Origin of the sequence: Rhizobium oryziradicis (genome assembly GCF_001939045.1) — a bacterium.
Classification (GTDB): Bacteria; Pseudomonadota; Alphaproteobacteria; order Rhizobiales; family Rhizobiaceae; genus Allorhizobium; species Allorhizobium oryziradicis.
The window spans coordinates 83135-103322 of the sequence record NZ_MKIM01000021.1 but is presented as its reverse complement, the minus strand read 5'-3'; the positions used below and the strand labels follow the sequence as shown (position 1 = coordinate 103322).

General features: G+C 57.0%; 18 protein-coding genes. 9 read left to right on the top strand and 9 right to left on the bottom strand.

Translation table 11 applies throughout. From position 1 onward, the window contains the following. The first annotated feature begins 7 nt into the window (after positions 1-7). Positions 8-568 carry a cysteine hydrolase family protein gene (locus BJF95_RS03305; protein ID WP_075638032.1) on the top strand — a complete coding sequence of 187 codons (561 nt, stop codon included), beginning with the start codon at positions 8-10 and terminating at the stop codon, positions 566-568. Between the two features lie 147 nt (positions 569-715). Here BJF95_RS03305 and BJF95_RS03295 read toward each other — a convergent pair whose 3' ends face one another. The 7 genes from BJF95_RS03295 to BJF95_RS03265 all read right to left on the bottom strand — a co-directional run bounded on the left by BJF95_RS03295 (position 716) and on the right by BJF95_RS03265 (position 9975). Next, positions 716-3835, bottom strand: coding sequence for an efflux RND transporter permease subunit (locus BJF95_RS03295; protein WP_075638030.1), 3120 nt, complete (start codon positions 3833-3835; stop codon positions 716-718). Beyond that, a complete protein-coding gene (locus BJF95_RS03290) occupies positions 3835-4911 on the bottom strand; it encodes an efflux RND transporter periplasmic adaptor subunit (RefSeq protein ID WP_075638029.1) in 1077 nt (358 codons plus the stop codon). Before BJF95_RS03290 ends, BJF95_RS03295 begins: the two co-directional genes overlap by 1 nt. Positions 4912-4913: 2 nt before the next feature. Beyond that, complete coding sequence (locus BJF95_RS03285; RefSeq protein WP_075638028.1) at positions 4914-5525, bottom strand: TetR/AcrR family transcriptional regulator; 612 nt, start codon at positions 5523-5525, stop codon at positions 4914-4916. 263 nt (positions 5526-5788) lie between these two features. Further along, positions 5789-6991, bottom strand: coding sequence for an ABC transporter permease (locus BJF95_RS03280; RefSeq protein WP_075638027.1), 1203 nt, complete (start codon positions 6989-6991; stop codon positions 5789-5791). 4 nt (positions 6992-6995) lie between these two features. Further along, positions 6996-8138 (bottom strand): ABC transporter permease, encoded by a 1143-nt coding sequence (locus tag BJF95_RS03275; RefSeq protein ID WP_075638026.1) that lies wholly within the window; start codon positions 8136-8138, stop codon positions 6996-6998. Beyond that, positions 8138-8848: an ABC transporter ATP-binding protein gene (locus BJF95_RS03270; RefSeq protein WP_075638025.1), complete on the bottom strand. Its 711-nt coding sequence runs from the start codon at positions 8846-8848 to the stop codon at positions 8138-8140. Before BJF95_RS03270 ends, BJF95_RS03275 begins: the two co-directional genes overlap by 1 nt. Continuing rightward, a complete protein-coding gene (locus BJF95_RS03265; RefSeq protein WP_083638679.1) occupies positions 8845-9975 on the bottom strand; it encodes an efflux RND transporter periplasmic adaptor subunit in 1131 nt (376 codons plus the stop codon). Before BJF95_RS03265 ends, BJF95_RS03270 begins: the two co-directional genes overlap by 4 nt. Positions 9976-10305: 330 nt before the next feature. On the opposite strand from BJF95_RS03265, the gene BJF95_RS03260 reads away from it, so the two are divergent. The 8 genes from BJF95_RS03260 (at position 10306) to BJF95_RS03225 (ending at position 17040) form a co-directional block, all read left to right on the top strand. Continuing rightward, the gene (locus BJF95_RS03260; protein ID WP_075638023.1) at positions 10306-11277 is read left to right on the top strand and encodes a LysR family transcriptional regulator; all 972 of its coding nucleotides are present in this window, start codon (positions 10306-10308) and stop codon (positions 11275-11277) included. Next, a complete protein-coding gene (locus tag BJF95_RS03255; RefSeq protein WP_075638022.1) occupies positions 11274-12743 on the top strand; it encodes an NAD(P)-binding domain-containing protein in 1470 nt (489 codons plus the stop codon). Before BJF95_RS03260 ends, BJF95_RS03255 begins: the two co-directional genes overlap by 4 nt. After that, positions 12743-13222: a CMD domain-containing protein gene (locus BJF95_RS03250; RefSeq protein ID WP_245297227.1), complete on the top strand. Its 480-nt coding sequence runs from the start codon at positions 12743-12745 to the stop codon at positions 13220-13222. The genes BJF95_RS03255 and BJF95_RS03250 overlap by 1 nt, the downstream gene beginning before the upstream one ends. After that, positions 13219-13785 (top strand): peroxidase-related enzyme, encoded by a 567-nt coding sequence (locus BJF95_RS03245; RefSeq protein WP_075638020.1) that lies wholly within the window; start codon positions 13219-13221, stop codon positions 13783-13785. Before BJF95_RS03250 ends, BJF95_RS03245 begins: the two co-directional genes overlap by 4 nt. A gap of 65 nt (positions 13786-13850) precedes the next feature. Continuing rightward, complete coding sequence (locus tag BJF95_RS03240; protein ID WP_075638019.1) at positions 13851-14591, top strand: amino acid ABC transporter ATP-binding protein; 741 nt, start codon at positions 13851-13853, stop codon at positions 14589-14591. A 133-nt stretch (positions 14592-14724) separates the two neighbouring features. Continuing rightward, on the top strand, positions 14725-15555 hold the full coding sequence (locus BJF95_RS03235; RefSeq protein WP_075638018.1) for a transporter substrate-binding domain-containing protein: 831 nt from the start codon (positions 14725-14727) through the stop codon (positions 15553-15555). Positions 15556-15602: 47 nt separating this feature from the next. After that, entirely contained in the window at positions 15603-16310 is a 708-nt protein-coding gene (locus BJF95_RS03230; RefSeq protein ID WP_075638017.1) for an amino acid ABC transporter permease, read from the top strand. 37 nt (positions 16311-16347) lie between these two features. After that, positions 16348-17040: an amino acid ABC transporter permease gene (locus tag BJF95_RS03225; RefSeq protein ID WP_075638016.1), complete on the top strand. Its 693-nt coding sequence runs from the start codon at positions 16348-16350 to the stop codon at positions 17038-17040. Between the two features lie 157 nt (positions 17041-17197). Here the strand turns inward: BJF95_RS03225 and BJF95_RS03220 are convergent, their stop codons facing one another. Together BJF95_RS03220 and BJF95_RS03215 are read right to left on the bottom strand one after the other, a co-directional pair. Beyond that, complete coding sequence (locus tag BJF95_RS03220; RefSeq protein ID WP_075638015.1) at positions 17198-19153, bottom strand: PhoX family protein; 1956 nt, start codon at positions 19151-19153, stop codon at positions 17198-17200. Positions 19154-19322: 169 nt separating this feature from the next. Then, complete coding sequence (locus tag BJF95_RS03215; RefSeq protein WP_075638014.1) at positions 19323-20144, bottom strand: MerR family transcriptional regulator; 822 nt, start codon at positions 20142-20144, stop codon at positions 19323-19325. Positions 20145-20188 lie beyond the last annotated feature (44 nt).

The window sequence follows — 20188 nt, the reverse complement described above, 5'->3', positions numbered from 1 at the left end:
TTGAGACATGACCAAAACTGCGCTGATCATCATTGATCTCCAGAATGATTACTTCGCCGACGGAAAATTTCCGCTGGTTGGGATTGATGAAGCAACACAGACCGCCGCTCATATTCTTTCGGCAGCGCGCACGGCAGGTGATCTTGTCATCCACATTCGCCATGAATCGGCACCCGGTGAAGATGCTCCGTTCTTTTTGGCTGGCACGCAGGGCGCCGAAATTCATGATCAGGTCAAGCCTCTCGCTGACGAGATTGTGGTGACAAAACAACAGATCAATGCGTTTCTCGGAACCAATCTGCAGGATGTGCTGAAGCAAAATGCAATCAGCAATGTCACCATCATCGGTGCCATGAGCCATATGTGTGTTGACGCTGCCGTTCGCGCGGCGTCGGATTTGGGCTTTACCACAACGGTTGTGCATGATGCTGTGGCAACGCGTGATATGGAATTTGGCGAAACCACAGTTCCTGCCAAAGCGGTCCACGCGGCGTTCATGGCGGCTCTGGCCTTCGGTTATGCCAATGTTGTTTCATCTGAGGACTATTTGAAGGCTGAACCCGCCTGACGTTTTTGCGGACCTGCTTGATGCCAATCAGCTTTGTTTTCCTCGGCACGTCCTGTGTGGCGAGGGGTATTTTGTGTTGCGTATTCTGGTCTGAAGGATAGCGGGCCGCGCACCATGCGCGGCGCGGCTGATGTGCTGACGTGGCTGTCAATGCGCATGCATCTCAGCTTTGTCATTCCCAACGTAGGTTTTGTGCGGGTCGTTCTTCCTGTCCGCCTGCGCCGTCAACAACCACAACAACAGGCAGGGCAGAAGGGTCAATGTCAGCACCGTGGCACCGGCCAGACCACCGATGATGGCAAAGGCCATCGGCCCCCAGAAGATCTGCATCGCAATCGGCACCATGCCCAGAATAGCGGCAAGTGCGGTCAGCACGATGGGGCGCGCGCGATGCACGGCTGCCGCAACGATGGCCTGACGGATTGGCTGGCCAAGTGCCACGTTCTGATCAACCTCCTGAATGAGGATGACGGCATTGCGGATGATCATGCCGGACAGCGCGATAACGCCGAGCTGTGCCACAAAGCCCATGGGGGTTGCTGTGGGCAGCATGGCCGCCACCACCCCAATGAGGCCGAAGGGTGCCATGGCCATGGCAAGCGCCATGCGCGAGAAGCTTTGCAACTGCACCATCAGCAGGAAGATGATGACGATGAGCATGACCGGCACCACGGCAAACACCGAGGAATTGCCCTTGGCGGCCTCTTCCGTAATCCCACCGGCGGTGATGGCATAACCGATCGGCAGGCTTGCACGCAGACTGCTCAGTTTGGCGTCCAGCTCTCCCGCAACTGTTGCAGCCTGAACACCCTTTGGTACATCGGCCTGCACAATGATCATCGGCTTGCCCTGACGATGCCAGATCACCGGCTCTTCGAAGCCGTAATCGACATTGGCCACCTGGCGCAGCGGAACGCTTCGGCCATCGCCGGTGCGCAGTTGCAGGTTTCCGATGGTGTCAACCGAGGTGCGATCGGCCTGGATACCCTTGACCACCACATTGACCAGCCGGTCGTCGTCGCGCACCGTTGTCACGGTCGAGCCAGCGAAGATCGCGGCAATTTCGCTTGCCACCGACTGTGAACTCATGCCGAGCGCACGTGCCTCGACCTGATTGACCACCACGGTGACTCGCCGCTGCGGCTCGCCGGCTGTCATGTTGACATCGCGTGTCAGGGAATGGCTATCAACAACAGACGCCGTCTGCAGCGCCAGTTCGCGGACCTTGGCATAATCAGGACCGGTTACGCGGAATTTCAGTGGCCAGCCAACCGGAGGACCAAGCTCCAGCGGCGAAACGCGCGTGATGACATCCGCAAAGTCGCGTGTCATCGCCTGTTCGAGGCGCGCGCGCACCGCGTCGCGCTCCTTCACACCCTTGGTGACAATTACCGTCTCGGAAACATTGTCGTTTTCCAAAAGGAGATCCATCGGCAGGTAGAAGCGCACCGAGCCGGAGCCGACATAGGTGGTGAAGTGGTCAACATCCGTATCCGCCTTGAGAAGGTCTTCCAACTGCTTTGCCCGTGCATCGGTGGCAGCGCGCGAGGCGTTCTGCGGCAATGTCAGGCTGACCAGAAGTTCCGGACGGTCGGAGGCCGGGAAGAACTGCTGTTCCAGCCGTGTGGCACCAAAGCCGGACAGAACAAGAAGCGCAAGGGCAATGCCCAGCGTCAGCCAGCGATGGCTGAGCGACCAGTCAAGGCTCTTGCGGTAAGCCTTCATGACGCGGCCACCTTCGTGGTCGGCGTGCTTCATTGTGTTCGGCAAAATCCAGGTGCCGAGAATGGGCGAAAACAGCACCGCGACAATCCAGGATGCCACAAGGGCGATGAAGACCACCATGAACAGCGAGAACGTGTATTCGCCAGCGCTGGAGGCCGCAAAACCAACCGGAATGAAGCCTGCAATCATCACGAGGGTGCCCGTCAACATGGGAAAGGCTGTCGTCTCGTATGCATGGCTTGCAGCGACCGATTTGTCCTGCCCGTTTTCAAGGCACGACACCATGGTTTCCACCGTAATCATCGCATCATCCACCAGAAGGCCAAGCGCGATGATGAGGGCACCGAGCGAGATGCGTTGCAGGCCAATGCCCGCAAGGTCCATGCCAAAGAAGGTCATGGCCAGCACCAGCGGAATGGAGGCGGTGATAACGAGCCCGGCACGGGTGCCGAGCGACACGAAGGACACGGCCAGCACGATAACGATGGCTTCGATCAACACCTTGACGAAGCCGCCGACGGCTTCCTTGACCACGGTTGTCTGATCGGCGACCTGCGTCATCTCGATGCCATGCGGCAATTGCGCCGCAATCTCTTGCATTTTCGCCTTCACGGCTGAACCGAATTCCAGAAGATTGCCATTGGCCGCCATGGAAATGGCAAGGGCAAGAACAGGCTGACCATTGACGCGCACCGCAGGCGCTGGGGGATCAACCAGCGTGCGTGAAATCGTTGCCACGTCCTCCAGACGGATAAAGCGGTTATCGACCTTGAAGACCAGATCATGCAGGCTCTTTTCCGACACGAAGGCTCCGCTGACGCGCAGCGAGATATTATCCTGCGGCGTGCGCACGATACCTGTCGGCGTCACTGCATTCTGCGCCTGAATGGCGGCAACTGCGGCAGCCGGATCAATGCCGAGGCTTGAAAGCTTGCTGGAGGAAAATTCGATGACGATCTCCTCTTCCTGAACGCCCAGCACATTGACCTTGCCAATGTCCTTGACCGACAGGATTTCGGCACGCACCGCATCCACCCGGTCGCGCAGTTCGCGCTTGGAAAAACCGTCGGCATGGAAGGCATAGATGCTGCCAAACGTGTCGCCGAATTCATCATCGAAGAGGGGGCCTTGCACGCCCTGCGGCAGCGTGGGCACAATGTCCTGCATCTTCTTGCGCACCTGATACCAGATGCCCGCAACCTTTTCCGGCGGTGCACTGTCACGCAGGTTGACGAAGATGACCGACTGGCCGGGGCGTGAATAGCTCTGGGTAAAATCGAGATACGGCGTTTCCGAAAGCTTCTTTTCCAGCTTGTCGGTCAGAAGGTTGACAGTATCCGTGGTGCTGGCACCCGGCCAGACGGCCGAGACCACCATGGTTTTGATGGTAAACGGCGGATCTTCGTTGCGCGAGAGGCGGTCATAGCTCCAGATGCCGCCAAGGACGGTGAGAATCATCAGGAAGACAACGAAGGACTGGTGCTTCAGCGCCCAGGCCGACAGGTTGAACGCCTTGCGGGGAGGGGTATTGGAAACACTCATCACTTGCCCTCACTTTCCAGCCGCACTTCCACACCATCGCGCAGCTTGCTGACGCCAGCGGTGGCCACAATATCGCCATTGGCAAGGCCGTTGGAGATAAACAGATCCCGCTCATCGAAACGCTCGACGGTAACGGCCTTGTAAGCAAGCTTGTGGGTTGCGGAGTCATAGACCAGAACCGCCGGATTGCCCTTGTTGCTGGTGAGCGCAGACGCTGGCAACTGCACAAGCGGCTTGGGCGAAAGCGTTATGGTGCCCACCACAGCCGCACCGAACTGCATGTTGTTGCCCTGGTCATCAAGCGCAACCTTGACCCGGAAGGTGCGCGTGACCGGATCGGCGGAGGGTGTGACTTCTCTTACCTTGCCGCTTGCGATGACGGCGGGATCAGAGATCAGCCGCACCTCGACCGGAGGCGCTTCAAGCCGGGCGTTCATCAATTTCTCGGGAATGTCGAACACGGCATCGCGCTCGCGGTCGGAAATCAGAGTGACCACCATCTGACCAGCTGCCACCACCTGCCCTTCATTGGCACCGACAGCGGAGATAATGCCATCGCGTGGTGCCTTGAGATCGGTATAGGAGAGCGTTTCCTGAGCATTGGCGAGGGCTGCGCGGGCAGAATCGACACGGGCGCGGGCGCTCTGAAGATTGGCATCTGCCTCCTGCATCTGGGCGCGGGGAATAATGTTCTTGGCGAAGAGCTCGCGGTTGCGATCCGCTGTCGTCTGCGCAAGATCGTAACCGGATTGTGCTGTGGCGAGATCTGCCTGCGCGGTGAGCAGATTGTTGCGCGACGGTGTTTTGTCGATGCTGGCGAGAATGTCGCCGGACTTGACCGCGGTGCCGTTTTCGACCCGCGTCAACAGTTGACCGTTGATGCGGAAGGACAAGGGCGTTTCATAGCGTGGCTTGACCTCGCCAATCTGTGTCACGGTTTCGCCGAGCGGGCGCACCTGGGCCACCACAGACTTTATGGGACGTGGTGCCTTGGCCTCCGGTTGCTCCTCGGAACACCCGGACAGAAGCAGCATCGCCCCGCCGAGAAGAAGTGATGTCTTGAAGAAGAATGTCATTGCTAAACTCCTTGCGGGCTCATGCCGCGAAACAGGTAGCTGATGCTTTCATCCAGCAGCTGGCTGATGTCTCCCAGCTCAAATGTGTTCAGCGTGCATGCGAGGGTGATAATGCCGTGAACGTTGCCCCACAGAATATTGGTTACAAGATCAGGATCTGAAGCATGGATAAGACCCTGAGACTGAGCTTTCAAAACTTCGGATTTCAGCATGTAATAAGGGGCCATCGCCTCAGCATCCGCCTCCAGAGAGGCCGTAGCACCCTGGTCATTTTCGAGGAAGATCAACCGGAAGCGGTCTTTGTCCTCCAGCGCAAAATCGGCATAGGCATGCAACATATGCCGGATGATGCCGATGGGACTTTCAGTGGCCTCTTGTTTGTGAGCAAAGCGCTCCTTCAGGGCAAGGAGTGCCGTCGAGCAGCAATCCAGGATCAACTCCCGTTTGCTGGGGTAGTAACGATAAAGAGCGCCCGCCGTCAGATGAAGGCTGTCGGCAAGCTTGCGCATCGACAGGCCGACAAGCCCGACCTCACTGGCAATAACAATCGCGTGGCGCTGAATGACCGCCCGAAAATCGGCAATCTCCTGCTCGGTCAATGAGTGGCGTGGCATGGTGTCTCCTTTTGTATACGCGTTCAATAAACGCGTTCATTAAATACGTCAACAAGATTCTGTAGGGTTCAGACTGAACCTGCGAGGCGCTTGCTGACGACAACACCAAAGACGAAGACAAGACGATCGAGCCGCAAATCCGGGGTTGCTTCCGGGGCAAGAATTTGGCTTTTCGCCATTGGGGACGCACCCGCCTGAGGGCTCAGGCAAGGCAAGGCAAACCAAACCGGTTCAATCTGGACGTGGCAGACACCGGAGGTGGCTCACGCCCCTCGTGCGCGCAGCGCTGCTGCGAGCGGAAGCCTTGTTGCGGCATAAGCCGGAAGGGCACCGCCCAAAATGCCAATGGCCAGGCCGAGAAGACCTGCGGTCACCATAACATCCGGAGTGACAGCAAGTTGAAAGGCCATGCGGGTGTTGTTCGCACCGAGGGTGCTTGCCTGCCAGCCATTGAAGGCGAGCCATGAGGCGGCCAGACCCAGCATCACGCCAGCGCTTGCAAGCAGTATCGCTTCAACCCATGTTGCCATGAAGGCGGAGAGGCGGCTGAAGCCAAGTGCGCGCACCGTGGCAATCTCCACAGTTCGATCAGAAACGGAACTCATCATGGTGTTCAGCGCGCCAGCCGTTGCCCCAATAGCCATGAGAAGCGCAAGTGGCCAGCCAAACAGGCGGATCAGCTGTGCTGTGCGCTGGGATTGGCCGGCGTAGAGATCGGCCTCGGACAGGGCGAAAGTCGGTGCGGTGGCAATTGTTGCAAGCTTTTCCTGCAAGAGCGCGAGAGACCTCGCGTCCTCCAAGTGCAGCCTGAGGCTTTGAACCTCTCCCTGTCGGTCGAAGGCAGAGCGAACGGCATCGATACTGCCCCATATTTCTGATTCAAAGGCACTGCCATGGGCCGAAAAATGGCCTGTGACCGTCCACTCCAATGCGCCGAGCCGAACAGTATCACCAAGGCCGAGACCAAACTCATGGGCAAAGCGGTTGCCAACGACAATTTCGCGCGTGCCGGGTGTGAAGAACCGGCCACCGGAGAGGTTGATACCGTCGCGGATTGTTGTGCCTGCGCTATCCATCCCGCGCAGGGCCAAGGTTTGTGCGGTTCCATCGGCCGGATTCTTGATGTCGACCGGCACGACAATTTCTCGCGACAGGATGATTTGGCCCTTCGCATCGCGGGTGACACCGATGTCCCCGCTCATGGCCTCAAGGGTGCGGATAAATGCGGCCGGTATATCCGATGCCGCTTCCTGATGGGTGCCGCCGCCGAGCACCACCGCCACCATGGGTGATCCCGCCCCGGCCAGTGCCTTTTCAAACCCTTTTGCCAAGGACAGAAACCCGGCAAGCACGCAGACCACAAGAGCAACGGACAGCGCCATGGACAGCGAAATTGCGACACGGCGTGGCAGGCTAGAGAGAGTGGCCCGGATCATCACCTGTGTTTGTTTGATCGGAAATGGCATGGGGTTACCTCGTTCTGAACGCTTTGATGATGGGGGTTCGGATGGCATTCATGGCGGGCAACAGGCCTGTTGCGAGACCAAGTGTGATCATGATGGCAAGAGCCTTGGCGACTATGGGTGGCGAGAAAACCAGCCCGAGATCGGAACCGGCAAACAGGGTTGCCGCTTTGGCCAGGACCAGGCCGGCAATTCCACCGGTGATAAAGATAAACAGGGTTTCCCCAAGAACGAGGCCAGCGATGACAGGTTGCGAAAAGCCAAGTGTTTTGAGCAGGCCGATTTCAAATGTGCGCTCACGCACCGCAAACACCATGGTGTTGACCACGATCATCAGAAGAGTGACAAAGGCGGCACCCACCACAAGATGAACGATCAAGCCGACATCGGCATATTGCCGCAGGAACGCTTCGAGAAACTGCTTTTCTGATTGCGTGCGGGTTGGTGCGGAAGAATTGGCAAACAGCGCATCGATCCGGGCGGCCAGATCGCCTGCACGCACACCGGGGCGCGGGCGAACAATGAAGGCATCGACGCTATCTTTTCCCTTGGCCCGCGCCGCATTCACATAATCGTAGCGGGCAATGATGAAGTAAGTGTCGGTGGATGCGTTCTCGCCATCGAAGATACCCGCAATGTCGAAACGCCAGTCGCGGCTGCCGTCCTGTCGGGCAGTATCAAAAGCGGTCACGGTGATCGTTTGGCCCGTTACCCACCCTTGCGCGTCGGCAAGGGCGCGCCCAACGAGAATCCTGTTGCGGGCCACACCAATTGCGTCAAGAAGAGCTGGTGTCAGGCCGAGGCTTTTACCGTTGGCGGCCATCAACAGTTTTGGATCTCCTGCGCTGATGGCGACGGTGTTTTTCTCAGGACCGACAAAGCCGCGCAGCCGGGTTATATAGGCCAATCCGGCAATATCGGCCTCTGCCGCAAGTCGTGACATGTATGCAAGCGGCAAGGGTTGGGCGCGGCCACTTGTGCTCATCACGCCCAGGATGTCATCGCTGGCGGCAGATGCACCCTGCGTGCCATCGAGAAAACTTGCCGTCAGGCCATAAATCAGAAAGGCGACGGCAATACAGACCATGAGAAGCATGGTGCGCAGCGGCTTTCTCCAGGCATTTTTCCGGGCGAGATCGAAAAAACTCATCAGGCAACCCTCTCTTCTTCGATGAAATTGCCTTTGTCGAGATGCAGCGTGCGCTTGGCAAAAAGTGCTGCCTGTGGATCGTGTGTCACCATCACAATCGTTTTTTCGAGCTCGTGGTTGAGAAAGCGCAGCACGGCAAGGATATCGTCGGCGGATTTGCGGTCGAGGTCACCGGTTGGTTCATCGCACAAAAGCAGACCCGGATCAGAGACGATGGCGCGGGCGATGCCCACTCGCTGCTGTTGGCCACCAGACATCATCATCGGATATTGCTTTTCACGCCCCGCAAGGCCAACAAGATCAAGAACCTTATCCACCCGGATGCGCCGCTCCTTGCGCGACAAGGGTTTTAACAGCAGCGGCAACTCAACATTTTCGGCGGCTGTCAGCATCGGCAAAAGATTGTAGAACTGAAAAACAATGCCCATGTGATGCGCCCGCCAGGATGAGCGCGCGGCCTCGCCCATCTGGTCTAACCGGCTGCTGCCGACGCGCAAGGCTCCGGCGTCGGGCCGATCAATTCCGGCCAGCATGTTGAGCAAGGTCGATTTGCCCGAGCCTGATGGCCCCATGACCGCCACGAAATCGCCGCGCGGGATGGAGAGATCAAGGTGCGAGAAAATCGAGATCAGCTCACCGCCGATGCTGTAGGATTTTTTCACACCGTTGAGGGCAATATAGGCGTCTGCTTGTTGTGTGTTGTCGATCATCGGGCAGCTTCTCCTGCGTCATGAAGGGAGATGCGAATGCGCGCGGCCATGTTTGGCCGAATGCCGGCTGGTGGATTATTCACCGACAGGCGCAGTGTGATTGTGCCTTTTTCCGCCGACGCAATTGGCGCAAGCCGCAAAATTTCAACGGCAAAGGGGTGTTCGGGAAAACCATCGAGCACGGCTTCGCCGCGAAGTCCCGGCTTGAGCGAGGCGATGCTGGTTTCCGCAACATCTGCGTCAATCACGAGGTGCTCTGTATCCGTGAGTGTCACCAGGCTGAGGCTTTCACGGACGCTATCGATGCGTGCCAGCACCATATCGCCAACATGGGCATCGAGACGGGTGACGGTGCCTGAGAAGGGGGCGCGGATGGTCAGTGCTGCCAGCTTTTCGTCCGCGATACGAATGGAGAGTTCTGTGCTGGCAATGGATTGCTGCGCCTGCGCCCGTGCGTTCACCGCCTGATCCAGCGCGGTTTGCGCGTCTTCAAATGCTTGCCTTGATGCGGCATTACTGGCCGTGAGGGTTTTGCTGCGCTCAAACGAGGCGCGTGCCTGGACCAGATCAATCGTGCGTGCCGCAAGCACAAGCTCAGCCGCTGCCTTTGCAGCATAGGCTTGCTCCAGCGCAAAACGGGCAGATGCATCCTCCAACTCAATCAGAACCTGATTTTTCTCGACATGCTCGCCCGGCTCCACTGAAATATGCGTGATCCGCCCTTCATATTTGGAGAAAATTGTCGTCGTCTTTGGTGCAACGACAAAGCCAGATCCAGTGATCTCGCGGGCCAGTGGCAGAGGGGCCGGAATGCCGCCAGGCTCCTCTGTGAGCGCGCCCGCAGATAGATCGACCTGCCTTGGGGCAGGGGCGGCACCCGCGTTTGGATACGCCCCATCAGGGATAAAGTGGAGCAAGGCCCCGATGCCGTCCGCAACACCTGACGGATAGGCCATGACACCTGCGGCGGTTGCTAACGTCGCAACAGCCAGAAAGAAGAGAGCTGGCCGCCGACGTTGTGGTTTCGGCGGCACGATGTCGTGCGGGGGTGCTGCAAGTGACAGGGACTTGAGCGTATCGGCAATTTTTCGGTCCTGCTCGCTGACCAGATTGAGATGTGTTTTCATGCGCCGATGATGGCAGGCGGCACGGTGTGCGAGACCTGAAACCTGTTTCAAGTCGTTCTCAATCGCGATTGAGGACGTTGATGCCCGCTATATGGCGCGTAAAGGACGCTGTAACGCTTTAAATCTGCGGCATAATTCCTCAAATCAAATCCGATTTAAGGAATTATGCAGTGGAATGCGGGGTTGCCTGCCTGTGAGCAATTTTGACGAGAAACTGGCCCATTAAATGGGCAGGAATGGCAGTGCTTAAAGCGTAGTCGTTTCCGCTTGACACATGTTAAATCAGTATGAGATGCTCGAATTCATTCAAAAATTGCATTGTAGAGCTTCATGGAAACGCGCGATCTTCAGACCTTTCTTGCGGTTGCGGCCAGTGGCAGCATGACGAAGGCTGCCGATATGCTCGGATGTTCGCAGCCCTCCGTGACGCGCACTATTCAGGATCTGGAAGAAGAGCTGGGTTTTGAGCTGTTCCATCGGGTCGGGCGCAGGGTGCAGCTCTCTGAAGAAGGCGTGGCTTTTGAAGAAGAAGCGCGGCGTCTGCTGATGTCCTTCACCGAGCTTGCCGCGCGCGCCAAAACCATTGCGGCTGGCAAAGGGCGTATTTTGCAGATTGTCACCACCTCTGCGATTGGCACCGGCCTGATCCCCACCGCGATGGCGGAACTCAAGGGGGTAGAGCTGCCGCACGAGACCCATCTGGGGCAGTTTCTGCCCAATGTCGTTGCCCAGGAAGTGCGTGGTGGCCGGGCAGAAATCGGCTTTTCAAGCCTGCCGCTGGACACGCCCGGCCTCAATGTTCTCAGGCTCTACTCGGCACCCGATGTCGTGGCCCTTCGTGAGGACGATGCGTTGGCGGATCTTGATGTTGTGCCGCTCTCGGCCTTTGCTGGTCGCCGCCTTGCGACCATGCTCAATCCCTTGCGTTTTCAGCTGCATATCGCAAGGGCGCTGGCGGCGCGCGGCATTGAGACCGGCCCGGTGATCCGCACCAATATTTCCTACGGGGCGCTTCAGATTGTGCGCCAAACAGGGGTTGCGGCGATTATTGACCCCGTCACCGCCTATGGCCTCAGCCTGCCCGGTGTGGTGATCCGCCCGATCGACGTGACAGTTCCATTCTACTGGGGTGTGATCGCTGCCGAAAACCGGCCTCTTCGCCCGATCACGCAGGCGTTGATTGAGTCCGTGGAAGTGGTGGCAGAGCGCTCGATTGCCGGTTTCAAGAAACTCGATCCGGCCATGTCCGGGCAATTGGTGACAGGTCCGGTCTTGGGCGAACACAGCGGAACACCAACATGAAGCACACTCCTTCTCTCTCCATAGCAACCGGCCTCGCTTCACTGGAGGCAAGGCTTGCGCAGGATCTTGCATATCTTGAACTACCAGCCAAACCTTGGGTGCCTGCGCGTTCCCATGATGGCCAGCCTGTTCGGGATGTGGTTGTCATTGGTGCTGGCATGTGCGGGCTTGCTGCAACTGCCAAGTTGATCCTGACGGGCATTACCAATGTGATTGCCTATGACGCAGCGCCCGCAGGGCTTGAAGGGCCATGGGTGACCTTTGCCCGCATGGAGACCTTGCGCTCACCCAAGGGCCTGACTGGCCCGTCATTGGGCCTGCCCCAATTGACCTTCCGCGCGTGGTTCACAGCGCAATGGGGCGATGAGGCCTGGCAATCGCTTGACAAGATCCCCAAGGATCAGTGGATGGACTATCTGGTGTGGTACCGAAAGGTGCTTGATCTGCCGGTGCAAAACGGCGTGCGGATGACGGGTATCTCCGAAGTGGGCGATCTCATCGCAATCGACGTTGAGGGGGCAGAGACAGGCCGGGTTTTGACCCGCCGTCTGGTTTTGGCCACAGGCCGCTCCGGGCTGGGTGGGTTTTCCGTTCCAGATTTCCTCAAAAATGTTGACCGCAGCCGTTGGGCGCATTCCGCCGACGATATTGACTTCGACAAACTCAGAGGCAAACGCGTCGCGGTCATCGGTGCCGGTGCCTCGTCCATGGATAATGCAGCCGCAGCGCTTGAAGCGGGCGCGGGCGCTGTTGATCTGCTGATCCGCCGCAAGGAAATGCCCCGCATCAACAAAATGACGGGCATTGGCAGCCAGGGCGTTGTGCATGGCATGCACCAATTGCCGGATGCCTGGAAGTGGAAATTTGTCGATTACACAGCTGAGACCCAAACGCCGCCGCCACGCTCATCCACGCTGCGCGTTTCGCGCCATGACAATGCCCGGTTTTTTCTCGATTGCGGCATTCTTTCCGTCAAGGACGATGCCGATGGCCTGTTGATTGAGACCACGCAAGGGTCGATGCGCTACGATTTTCTGATCGCCGCAACCGGCTTTTCAAACGATTTCAACGGTCGCCCGGAATTTGCAGCCCTTGCCCCCCATATTCGGAGCTGGTCGGATGGCCGCTACACGCCTGAGATGGGGCATGCGCGAAAGAGCATGGCGGAAGCGCCCGATCTTGGTCCGGCGTTTGAATTCAAGGAGCGGGTTGCTGGCTCTTGCCCGATGCTGTCGCATATCCACTGTTTCAATGATGCCGCCATGCTCACCCACGGTAAGGTCTCCGGTGACATTCCGGCAGTCAGTGCCGGTGCCGACCGCCTGGTACGGGGCATTGCGGCATCGCTGTTTGCGGAGGATGTCGAAGCCCATTTTGCCAATCTGGTGGCATACAACATCCCGGAACTGCAGGGCGATGAGTGGGTGGATTCAACACCCACACTGAAAAAGGAGACTGCGTTGTGATGGACGCGATGGACAAGGTGGCCGGTCTTTCGCCGGAGGATTCGGTTTTCAAGGCAAGGCGGTTCCGTCCCGAATTCGTGCAAGGCGGCGAGCAGTGCCGTCTGTCTGTGTTGCAACCAGCGCAGGATCAAGGGCTTGCGGTTGATCTGCGCCTTGCGCTGGCCCGCCGGATGGCCGCGCTGAATGCAGATCAGGTGTTGATGGATGATTATGATGCGCAACTTTTAGCGCTCGATCCGTCAGAACAGCTTTTGGCGCTGGCGCAAGGCGAGACCAAACTGGATGAGCCACTGGCAGCCATTGCCCGCCATGTTGATCTGGTCACGCTGACGCCGCGCGCGGCGCAAGCCAGCGACATTGAACGGCTTGTGCAAGCCGGTCTGAACAATCCGCAAATCGTCGCTCTTTCCGAGCTGATCGCCTTCGTCAACTTCCAGACCCGCGTGGCGACTGGCTTGCGCTTGATGAGGTCACTATGATCGGCTCTGTTCGTTTGAAGCCATTGACATGGCATCCGCATATTGCCCCGGTGGAGCTTGCTGACGCCACGCCTGAGCAGTTGGACGCGATGAAGGTCACGCCATCGGCTAAGAAAGTATCGGACTATGTGCGCACGCTGGTGCATGATCCCGATAGTTACGTTGCCCGCACCGTGTTGTTCAACGCCATCATGTATGTGGACGGCGGGCTTGCGCGGCCGGATCGGGAGCTGGGCGCGCTGGGAGCCTCCATGGTCAATGGCTGCACCTATTGCGCCGTTGTGCATGCCCGCCGCCATGCTGAGCTGACCAAGAGTGATGATGTGGTCACAGCGCTCTATTTCAACAGACCTGAAGCGCTGGGGCCACGCGATGCGGCAATTTACGCCTTTGCCCGCCGTCTGTCCGCGGCACCATCAGAGGCAAGCAAAGAGGACATCGCGGCACTGCGCGCCATTGGCATGGATGATGTCGAGATCATTGATCTCATTCACGCCATCTCGATCTTCGGTTGGGCAAACAGGCTGATGCATGTTCTTGGCCATGCCGATAGCGGCAAATGACGGGAAAAAAGGGTTTGAAATGCCCATGAACCATTGTCTCACACCCGAAAGGACACCCATCAGAAATGCTTGAGATCAAAGATTTAAAGCTGTCCTACGGAAGCTCAAATATCCTGAACGGCGTTAACCTGTCTGTCAAACGCGGTGATGTGGTGTCGATCATTGGCCCCAGCGGCACTGGCAAGACGACACTGCTGAAATGTATCAACTATCTGGCCAAGCCAAGCTCTGGCACCATCACATTTGATCAGATCAAGATGGATTATCAGCATGCTGACAAAAGCACGGTGCAGGCGATCCGTCTGCGGACCGCGATGGTTTTTCAGCAATTCAACGTCTTCAAAAACATGACGGTCATTCAGAATGTCATGGACCCGCTGGTGGTTGTGCAGCGCAAATCCAAGGAAGAGGCCCGGGAAATTGCTCTCAAGGAGCTGGAGCGTGTGGGCCTGTCGTCGCGGCAGGATCATTACCCATCCCAGCTTTCTGGCGGACAGCTTCAGCGAACCGGCATTGCCCGCGCTTTGGCCGTTCGGCCTGATGTGATGCTGTTTGATGAACCAACCTCATCGCTTGATCCCGAACTGGTGGGCGAGGTGCTGAAAGTAATCAAGGATGTCACATCATCCGGGCTGACCTCCTTGCTTGTGACCCATGAAATGCAGTTTGCCAAGAATATCTCAAACCGAATTGTTTTTATGGATCAAGGCGTTGTTGCAGCCGATGGCAGTCCGGAAGAGATTTTCGAAGCCCCCTCACTACCCCGCCTTGCTCAATTTTTGAAATCTGAACACTCACTTCAATAGAGTTTGTCAGGGAAAAGTGGAATCCGGTTTTTCTGATCAGACAAACTCAAACAAAAGAATCGGGAGTCTGTCTGGTTCAATCTGAACCTGACAGACTCCAGCACACGATCCGATCACAGGAGAACGTAAAGATATGTCTTATAAAGCCTCTTTCACGCGCCGGCATTTCGGTCTTGCCGCCGTTGGCGGCGTGGTCATGGCCCTTGTGACAACAACGGTAGGCTATGCTGAAACTGCTGTTCGGACGATCAAGATCGCGACGGCTGCCGAATCCAAACCATTGTCCTGGGGCGCAATTGGCGTCGAGCCACAAGGCTATGAGCCTGACCTGCTCAAGGCCATCAATGCAAAGCTGCCGCAATACAAGTTCCAGATGGAAGGTGCCGCCGACATTGCTCAGGAAACCGGCCTCGCCACCGGCAAATATGACATGATCACTGGCGGTTACTATAAGTCGGAAGCCCGCGCCAAACAGTTCCTCATTCCGGATAACCCGATGGGTGCCAGCATGATGAAGATCTATAGCCGCAAGGATAGCAATATCAACGGCATGAAGGATCTTGTTGGCAAGCGGATCGTGCCTGTTACGGCTGGCGGCGGCGTTTACAAGTTTGTGACCCAATGGCAGAAAGACAACCCGGACCACAAGGTTGACATTTCCACCTCCAGCGCGGGCATTCCCTATCCCAACCGCTTGAAAGAAGTGGAGAACGGCAAGTATGACGCTCTGATCCTGCCATCCAATCTGGGTGAGCAAACAGTGATCGACAATCAAAAGCTGGACATCAAAGCATCCGAGCCGGTCTCGATCAATAACACCTATATTCTGATCCATAAGTCCGACGAGAACAAGGCGCTGCTTGATGACGTCAACAAGGCGCTCAAGGAACTCAAGGACGACGGCACGATCGACAAGCTGTCGCAAACCTGGTTCGGCGAAAACATCGCCAGTTATATGAAGTAACTCTATCATCAGCGGCAAAGCTGAATTGCAAAAAGGAGTGTTTCAAAGTGGATTTTTCTACAATGATTCCCGAGCTGATCTCAGCATTGCCGCTGACACTCGCGATCATGTTTGTTGCCATGATCGTCGGTTTCGTCCTCGCTCTTATCGCCACAACATTTCGGGTGCGCAGGGTGCTGGTGATCAGCCAATTGGCCGACCTCTACGTGTCCTATGCCCGGAGTGTTCCCGTGGTTTTGCAGCTTTTCGTTGCCTTCTATGGGCTGCCTTTGCTGTTCAGTCTGTTCGGCATCAAGGATTTCCTATCCGCAAACGTGGCGGCAATGGTGGGGTTGAGCCTCTATCACGGAGGGTATCTGTCAGAGGTGATGCGGCCCGCCTATCTGGCCGTGGAACGGGGGCAGCATGACGCCGCAGACAGCCTTGGTTACACATTTGGCCAAAAAGTGACCCGCATTGTCGGGCCGCAGGCCGTGCATATTGCCTTGCCCGGTTATGGCAACGCCATCATGTATCTGATCCACAATGTCGCGCTGGTGATGTATATCGGTGCTGCTGACGTGATGGCAACGGCCCATCTGGTCATGGAGCGCGACTATAATCAATATCAGTTCGAAACCTATCTGGTTCTGGCGGTGATTTATTCGCTGCTGTGCCTGATCGCCTGGCTCATTGTGCGCATGTTTGAGCGCCGCTCACCCATGTATGTGCCGACAACCGTGACGGGCAGGGCCGCACGGATCGCCAGCATTTGATAGAGAGCCAGAATTTGATAGAGAAGGGCATCAGCCTATGTTTAATACTGAAGTCTTGCTCCCGGATCTTTGGGAAATTCTGGGCGCCGTGCCCGTCACACTCGCCATGGCGTTTATTGTCTTTGTGCTCTCAACGCTCATCGGCGGACTGTTTGCATTCATTGAATATCGACGCATCCCGGTGCTGCGAGAGATCGTGACCACCTACAAGGTCATCTTCAAAGGTGTGCCCATGGTGGTGGTCATTTTTCTCGCCTATTATGGTCTTCCACCGACATTACAGTTTCTTGCTTCATTGGTCGGCATCGCTTTCAACGGACACACCACCCCCAACTGGGTCATCCTGGTTGTTGCGTTGACGGCTTGCGTTGCCGCATTTCAGGCTGAAATTATCAAGGGTGCCTTGAATTCTTTTGATAAAGGCCAATCCGATGCGGCTCTATCGCTTGGTTACAAAAACAGCCAATTGTTCCGAAGAGTGATGTTTCCGCAAATCATTGTGGCAGCGATTCCCGATTTTGCCAATTCGATCATGGTGATCATGAAGGCACTTTCTCTCGGCTTCGCAATCGAGGTCGTTGATATTTTTGCCCAAGCGCAGCTCACCGCCGCGCTGAATTTTTATTATCTGGAAGCCTTTATCATTGCCGTGGTGATCTACATGGTCATTGCCTACATCGTCACCCAAATCGCCGACAGGATGGAGACAGCCCTGAGAATACGAACCTGAGGCAAAGGTGGGGCTTTGGCCGATGAGGGGTCAAATCAACACCAAGATCGGCCAGTTCCCACTTTTCGGCTGGTTCTCTATTCCGGAGTTGTCTCTCCACCGCGATGAAACGCGGTGGAGCGAGCCTGCGTCCCATCAAGGGCTCATCACATCACGATCAGGCTTTCTCAAGCTTGATGCTCGTCGCATCAGCCGTCAAATAGCCGACGGCCGCTCCAAAGCGGTCCTTGTAGTTGGCCCGAACCAGGGGATCGAGCGTATCCTTCACCTTGGAGTGGATTTTTTCCCAATCGCCCGGATGCTGGAAGTTGCTCATCACATAGGTCCAGCCATTGAGTTCGTCGATGGCATGCAGGCCGGTTGATTCCGCGCCAGCCGGCACCGACATGATGCGCGACAGTTCTTTGGTATCAACATTATAGGCCCACAGGAAGTTGTTCACATGCATGCCGCTGTCCTCGCCGATGAACAGCGTGCGCAGGCGCTCCGAGAACTTGATATTGTCCGGGTTACCAATCTTGTCAGGATTGGCCGTGTTGCCGAGAGCATCGGAGGCAATATCTTCGCCGGTAAGCACAAAGTGGCTCTCGAATGGCACCCAATCGCTGGCGATTGCGGCACCGCCGCTATCCTTCTGGCCGCCAGCCATTGCATGGGCAAGGATGCCACCGGCTTCAAGCGGCTTTTCAAAGCCGATGCCCGAAGTCTCGTACCAGCCCTTGCCACCCTTGACCATGGAGTCCTTGATGTAGGAGATGGCTGAATAGGCGACCTTGTCCTTCGCATTGACGGTCGTGCCTTCCATTTTGGTAAATGCCAGGCTGCCGCCCATCAAGGCCGCGTAGCGATGGGTTTCGAGGAAGGCTGCGGCCTTTTCCATGCCGGGTTTCAACTTCACCCAATGAAAGCCTCCGCTCATGGCGATCTTGGTAAAGCTCGCATCCTTGGGATCTTCCTTGGCGATCTCCATGATATCCTGGGGCTTCACAGTATCGGCGAGCTTCTCGATTTCGGCACTGGTGGCGTGGCCGAGCTTCACCCAACTGATCTTGTCGGGCGATGCGGCCGTGTTGGTGGAAAGCTTGCCGGCAAATTTGGCAACATAGAGAGTACCCGCCGAGAGGTCGGCTTCTTTATCGGCAACGAACATGAACAGGCCGCCATTGGTGGCGTCATCGCCCATCAGCAATGTGCGCTGGTCTGGCATGACCTGCACCAGTTCGTGCGAAATGCGGCCGATGCAATAATGCTTGGTCAGGGTGCCGGTGCCGTTGGCATTGACCTTCACTTCTGGCAGATGGCCGTAATGGTAAGGATTTGCCGCCTTTTCGTCGCCAAACAGGTTTTTGCTAAAGCCCAGCAGCTGCTTGTTCGAGGAGACCGCGAATGCGTCGGGCTCATATTCTTCGCTCGACAGGTGGGTGTTCCAAGGTGAGAGGCTGGCACCGCAGGTGATCCACAGGCCATGCGCCTGAGCGGTATCAACATTGTGGTATTTTACCAAAGTGAGCTTGCCCGTGGCCGGATCCTGATCGAGCGTCAGCACCGCGATCGGTGAGGGCATGCGGCCATAGGTGTCGTCACCTTTTTGATCGCGCGACATATATTCAAATTGAACCACGGCGAATACGGCATCGCCCTTCACGCCATCAACCTTGGCTCCGGCGATCGGTGCCAGCAGGGAGGTGCCGTCGGGACAGTCAGAAAAGAACTGACGTTCCTTGCCAGGCACAGAGGTATCGATGATGGGCTTGTTGTGAATGTCGTAATAACCACCGGCGAGAATCTGTCCGCCCTTGCCATCCGGCACCATATCGCCTGTGATGAAGAAGGGCTCATAGGACAGCTTGAAGGCCTGGCTGCTGCCGTCGGCGAGCTTGACCGTCAGTTCAGAACCAACCGTGGTGGTGGCCATCGCAGCCGGATCGCTCAGCGAGGGTGCCGCCATGGAGCTGAAGGTTGCGGATGCGAAACCCACGGGCGCGGCCGCAGCATCCCGCGCTGCCCCAAGCGCCAGAAGCGAGCTGGCCGCGGAAGCGCCAAGTGGCAGCATCGGCACGCTGGCAAGAAACTTAAGTGCCTGACGGCGTGATGCATTTGTCGTATTGAACATGTTCCACTCTCCGGTTTTGTTCCGGGTCACTCCCCCGGTGACGACAGGGCCTGTTGATAACAACGGCCCTCCCTACATCTTGACCGGGTAACATGATCATAAGACACTTTGATGAAACAACGAGCCGGTATAAAAGCGCCGCGCCGAGTCCAATTTTCCCTGACAAACTCTAGAAGGTTGCGGGGGTGTTGATCCAGATGAGCGTGGTCGGCCCATCGAAATTGTTACGCCATGAATGCAGCCGGGTGCTTTCGAAATAAAAGCTGTCGCCCACCCGCAGGGTGTGAAACTGATCGCCATCGAGAATGACGTCCAGCCCGCCGGCCAGAACGTGGATAAATTCCTCGCCTTCGTGCTGGTAGGCCCCCTCACTGGAGGCACCCGGCGCAAGATCGAAGCGATGACACTCCATCTGATTGTTGCCGTCGGCAAGCACATGGATGGTTACGCCCGATGCCGTGGTTGGCCATGTTGTCCATTGCCCGTCTCGAACCAGAGAGGCACCCTTTCGCGATTTTCCCTGTCCGCTCAAGGCTGCAATGGTGGTGCCCAGATGCCGGGCGACATTGTGCAGCGTTGTGACAGAAATGCCCTGCGAGGTGCGCTCAAACGTCGACAACATCGACACCGTTGTGCCCGTTGCCCGCGCAACGGTCTCCAGTGTCAGCCCCGCTTCCTTGCGCAGATGCCTGACCTTCATCCCGATCGATAAATCGCCAGCCTCGCGCCCCTCTTCCGTGACCTCATCTGCACGGTCGGCGGCGTCATCCAGCATCAAGGCCTGTTTGATCGCAGCCGGATTGAGGCCTTTTTCACTTCGAAGCCAACTGATCGTCTTCAGCCGCTCAACCAGTGCCGCGTCATACAGCCTTTGACCGGACGGCGTACGAAGAGGGTCCACGAGCCCCTGCTGTTCCCACAGCCTGAGCGTGGACGGCGAAACGCCAGCCATGCGGGCTGCTTCGGCAATTTTGAGGTGGGTGAGGTCCATAAACCGGTGCTTTTGAGGATGCTGTGCTGATCGCTTTATAATTA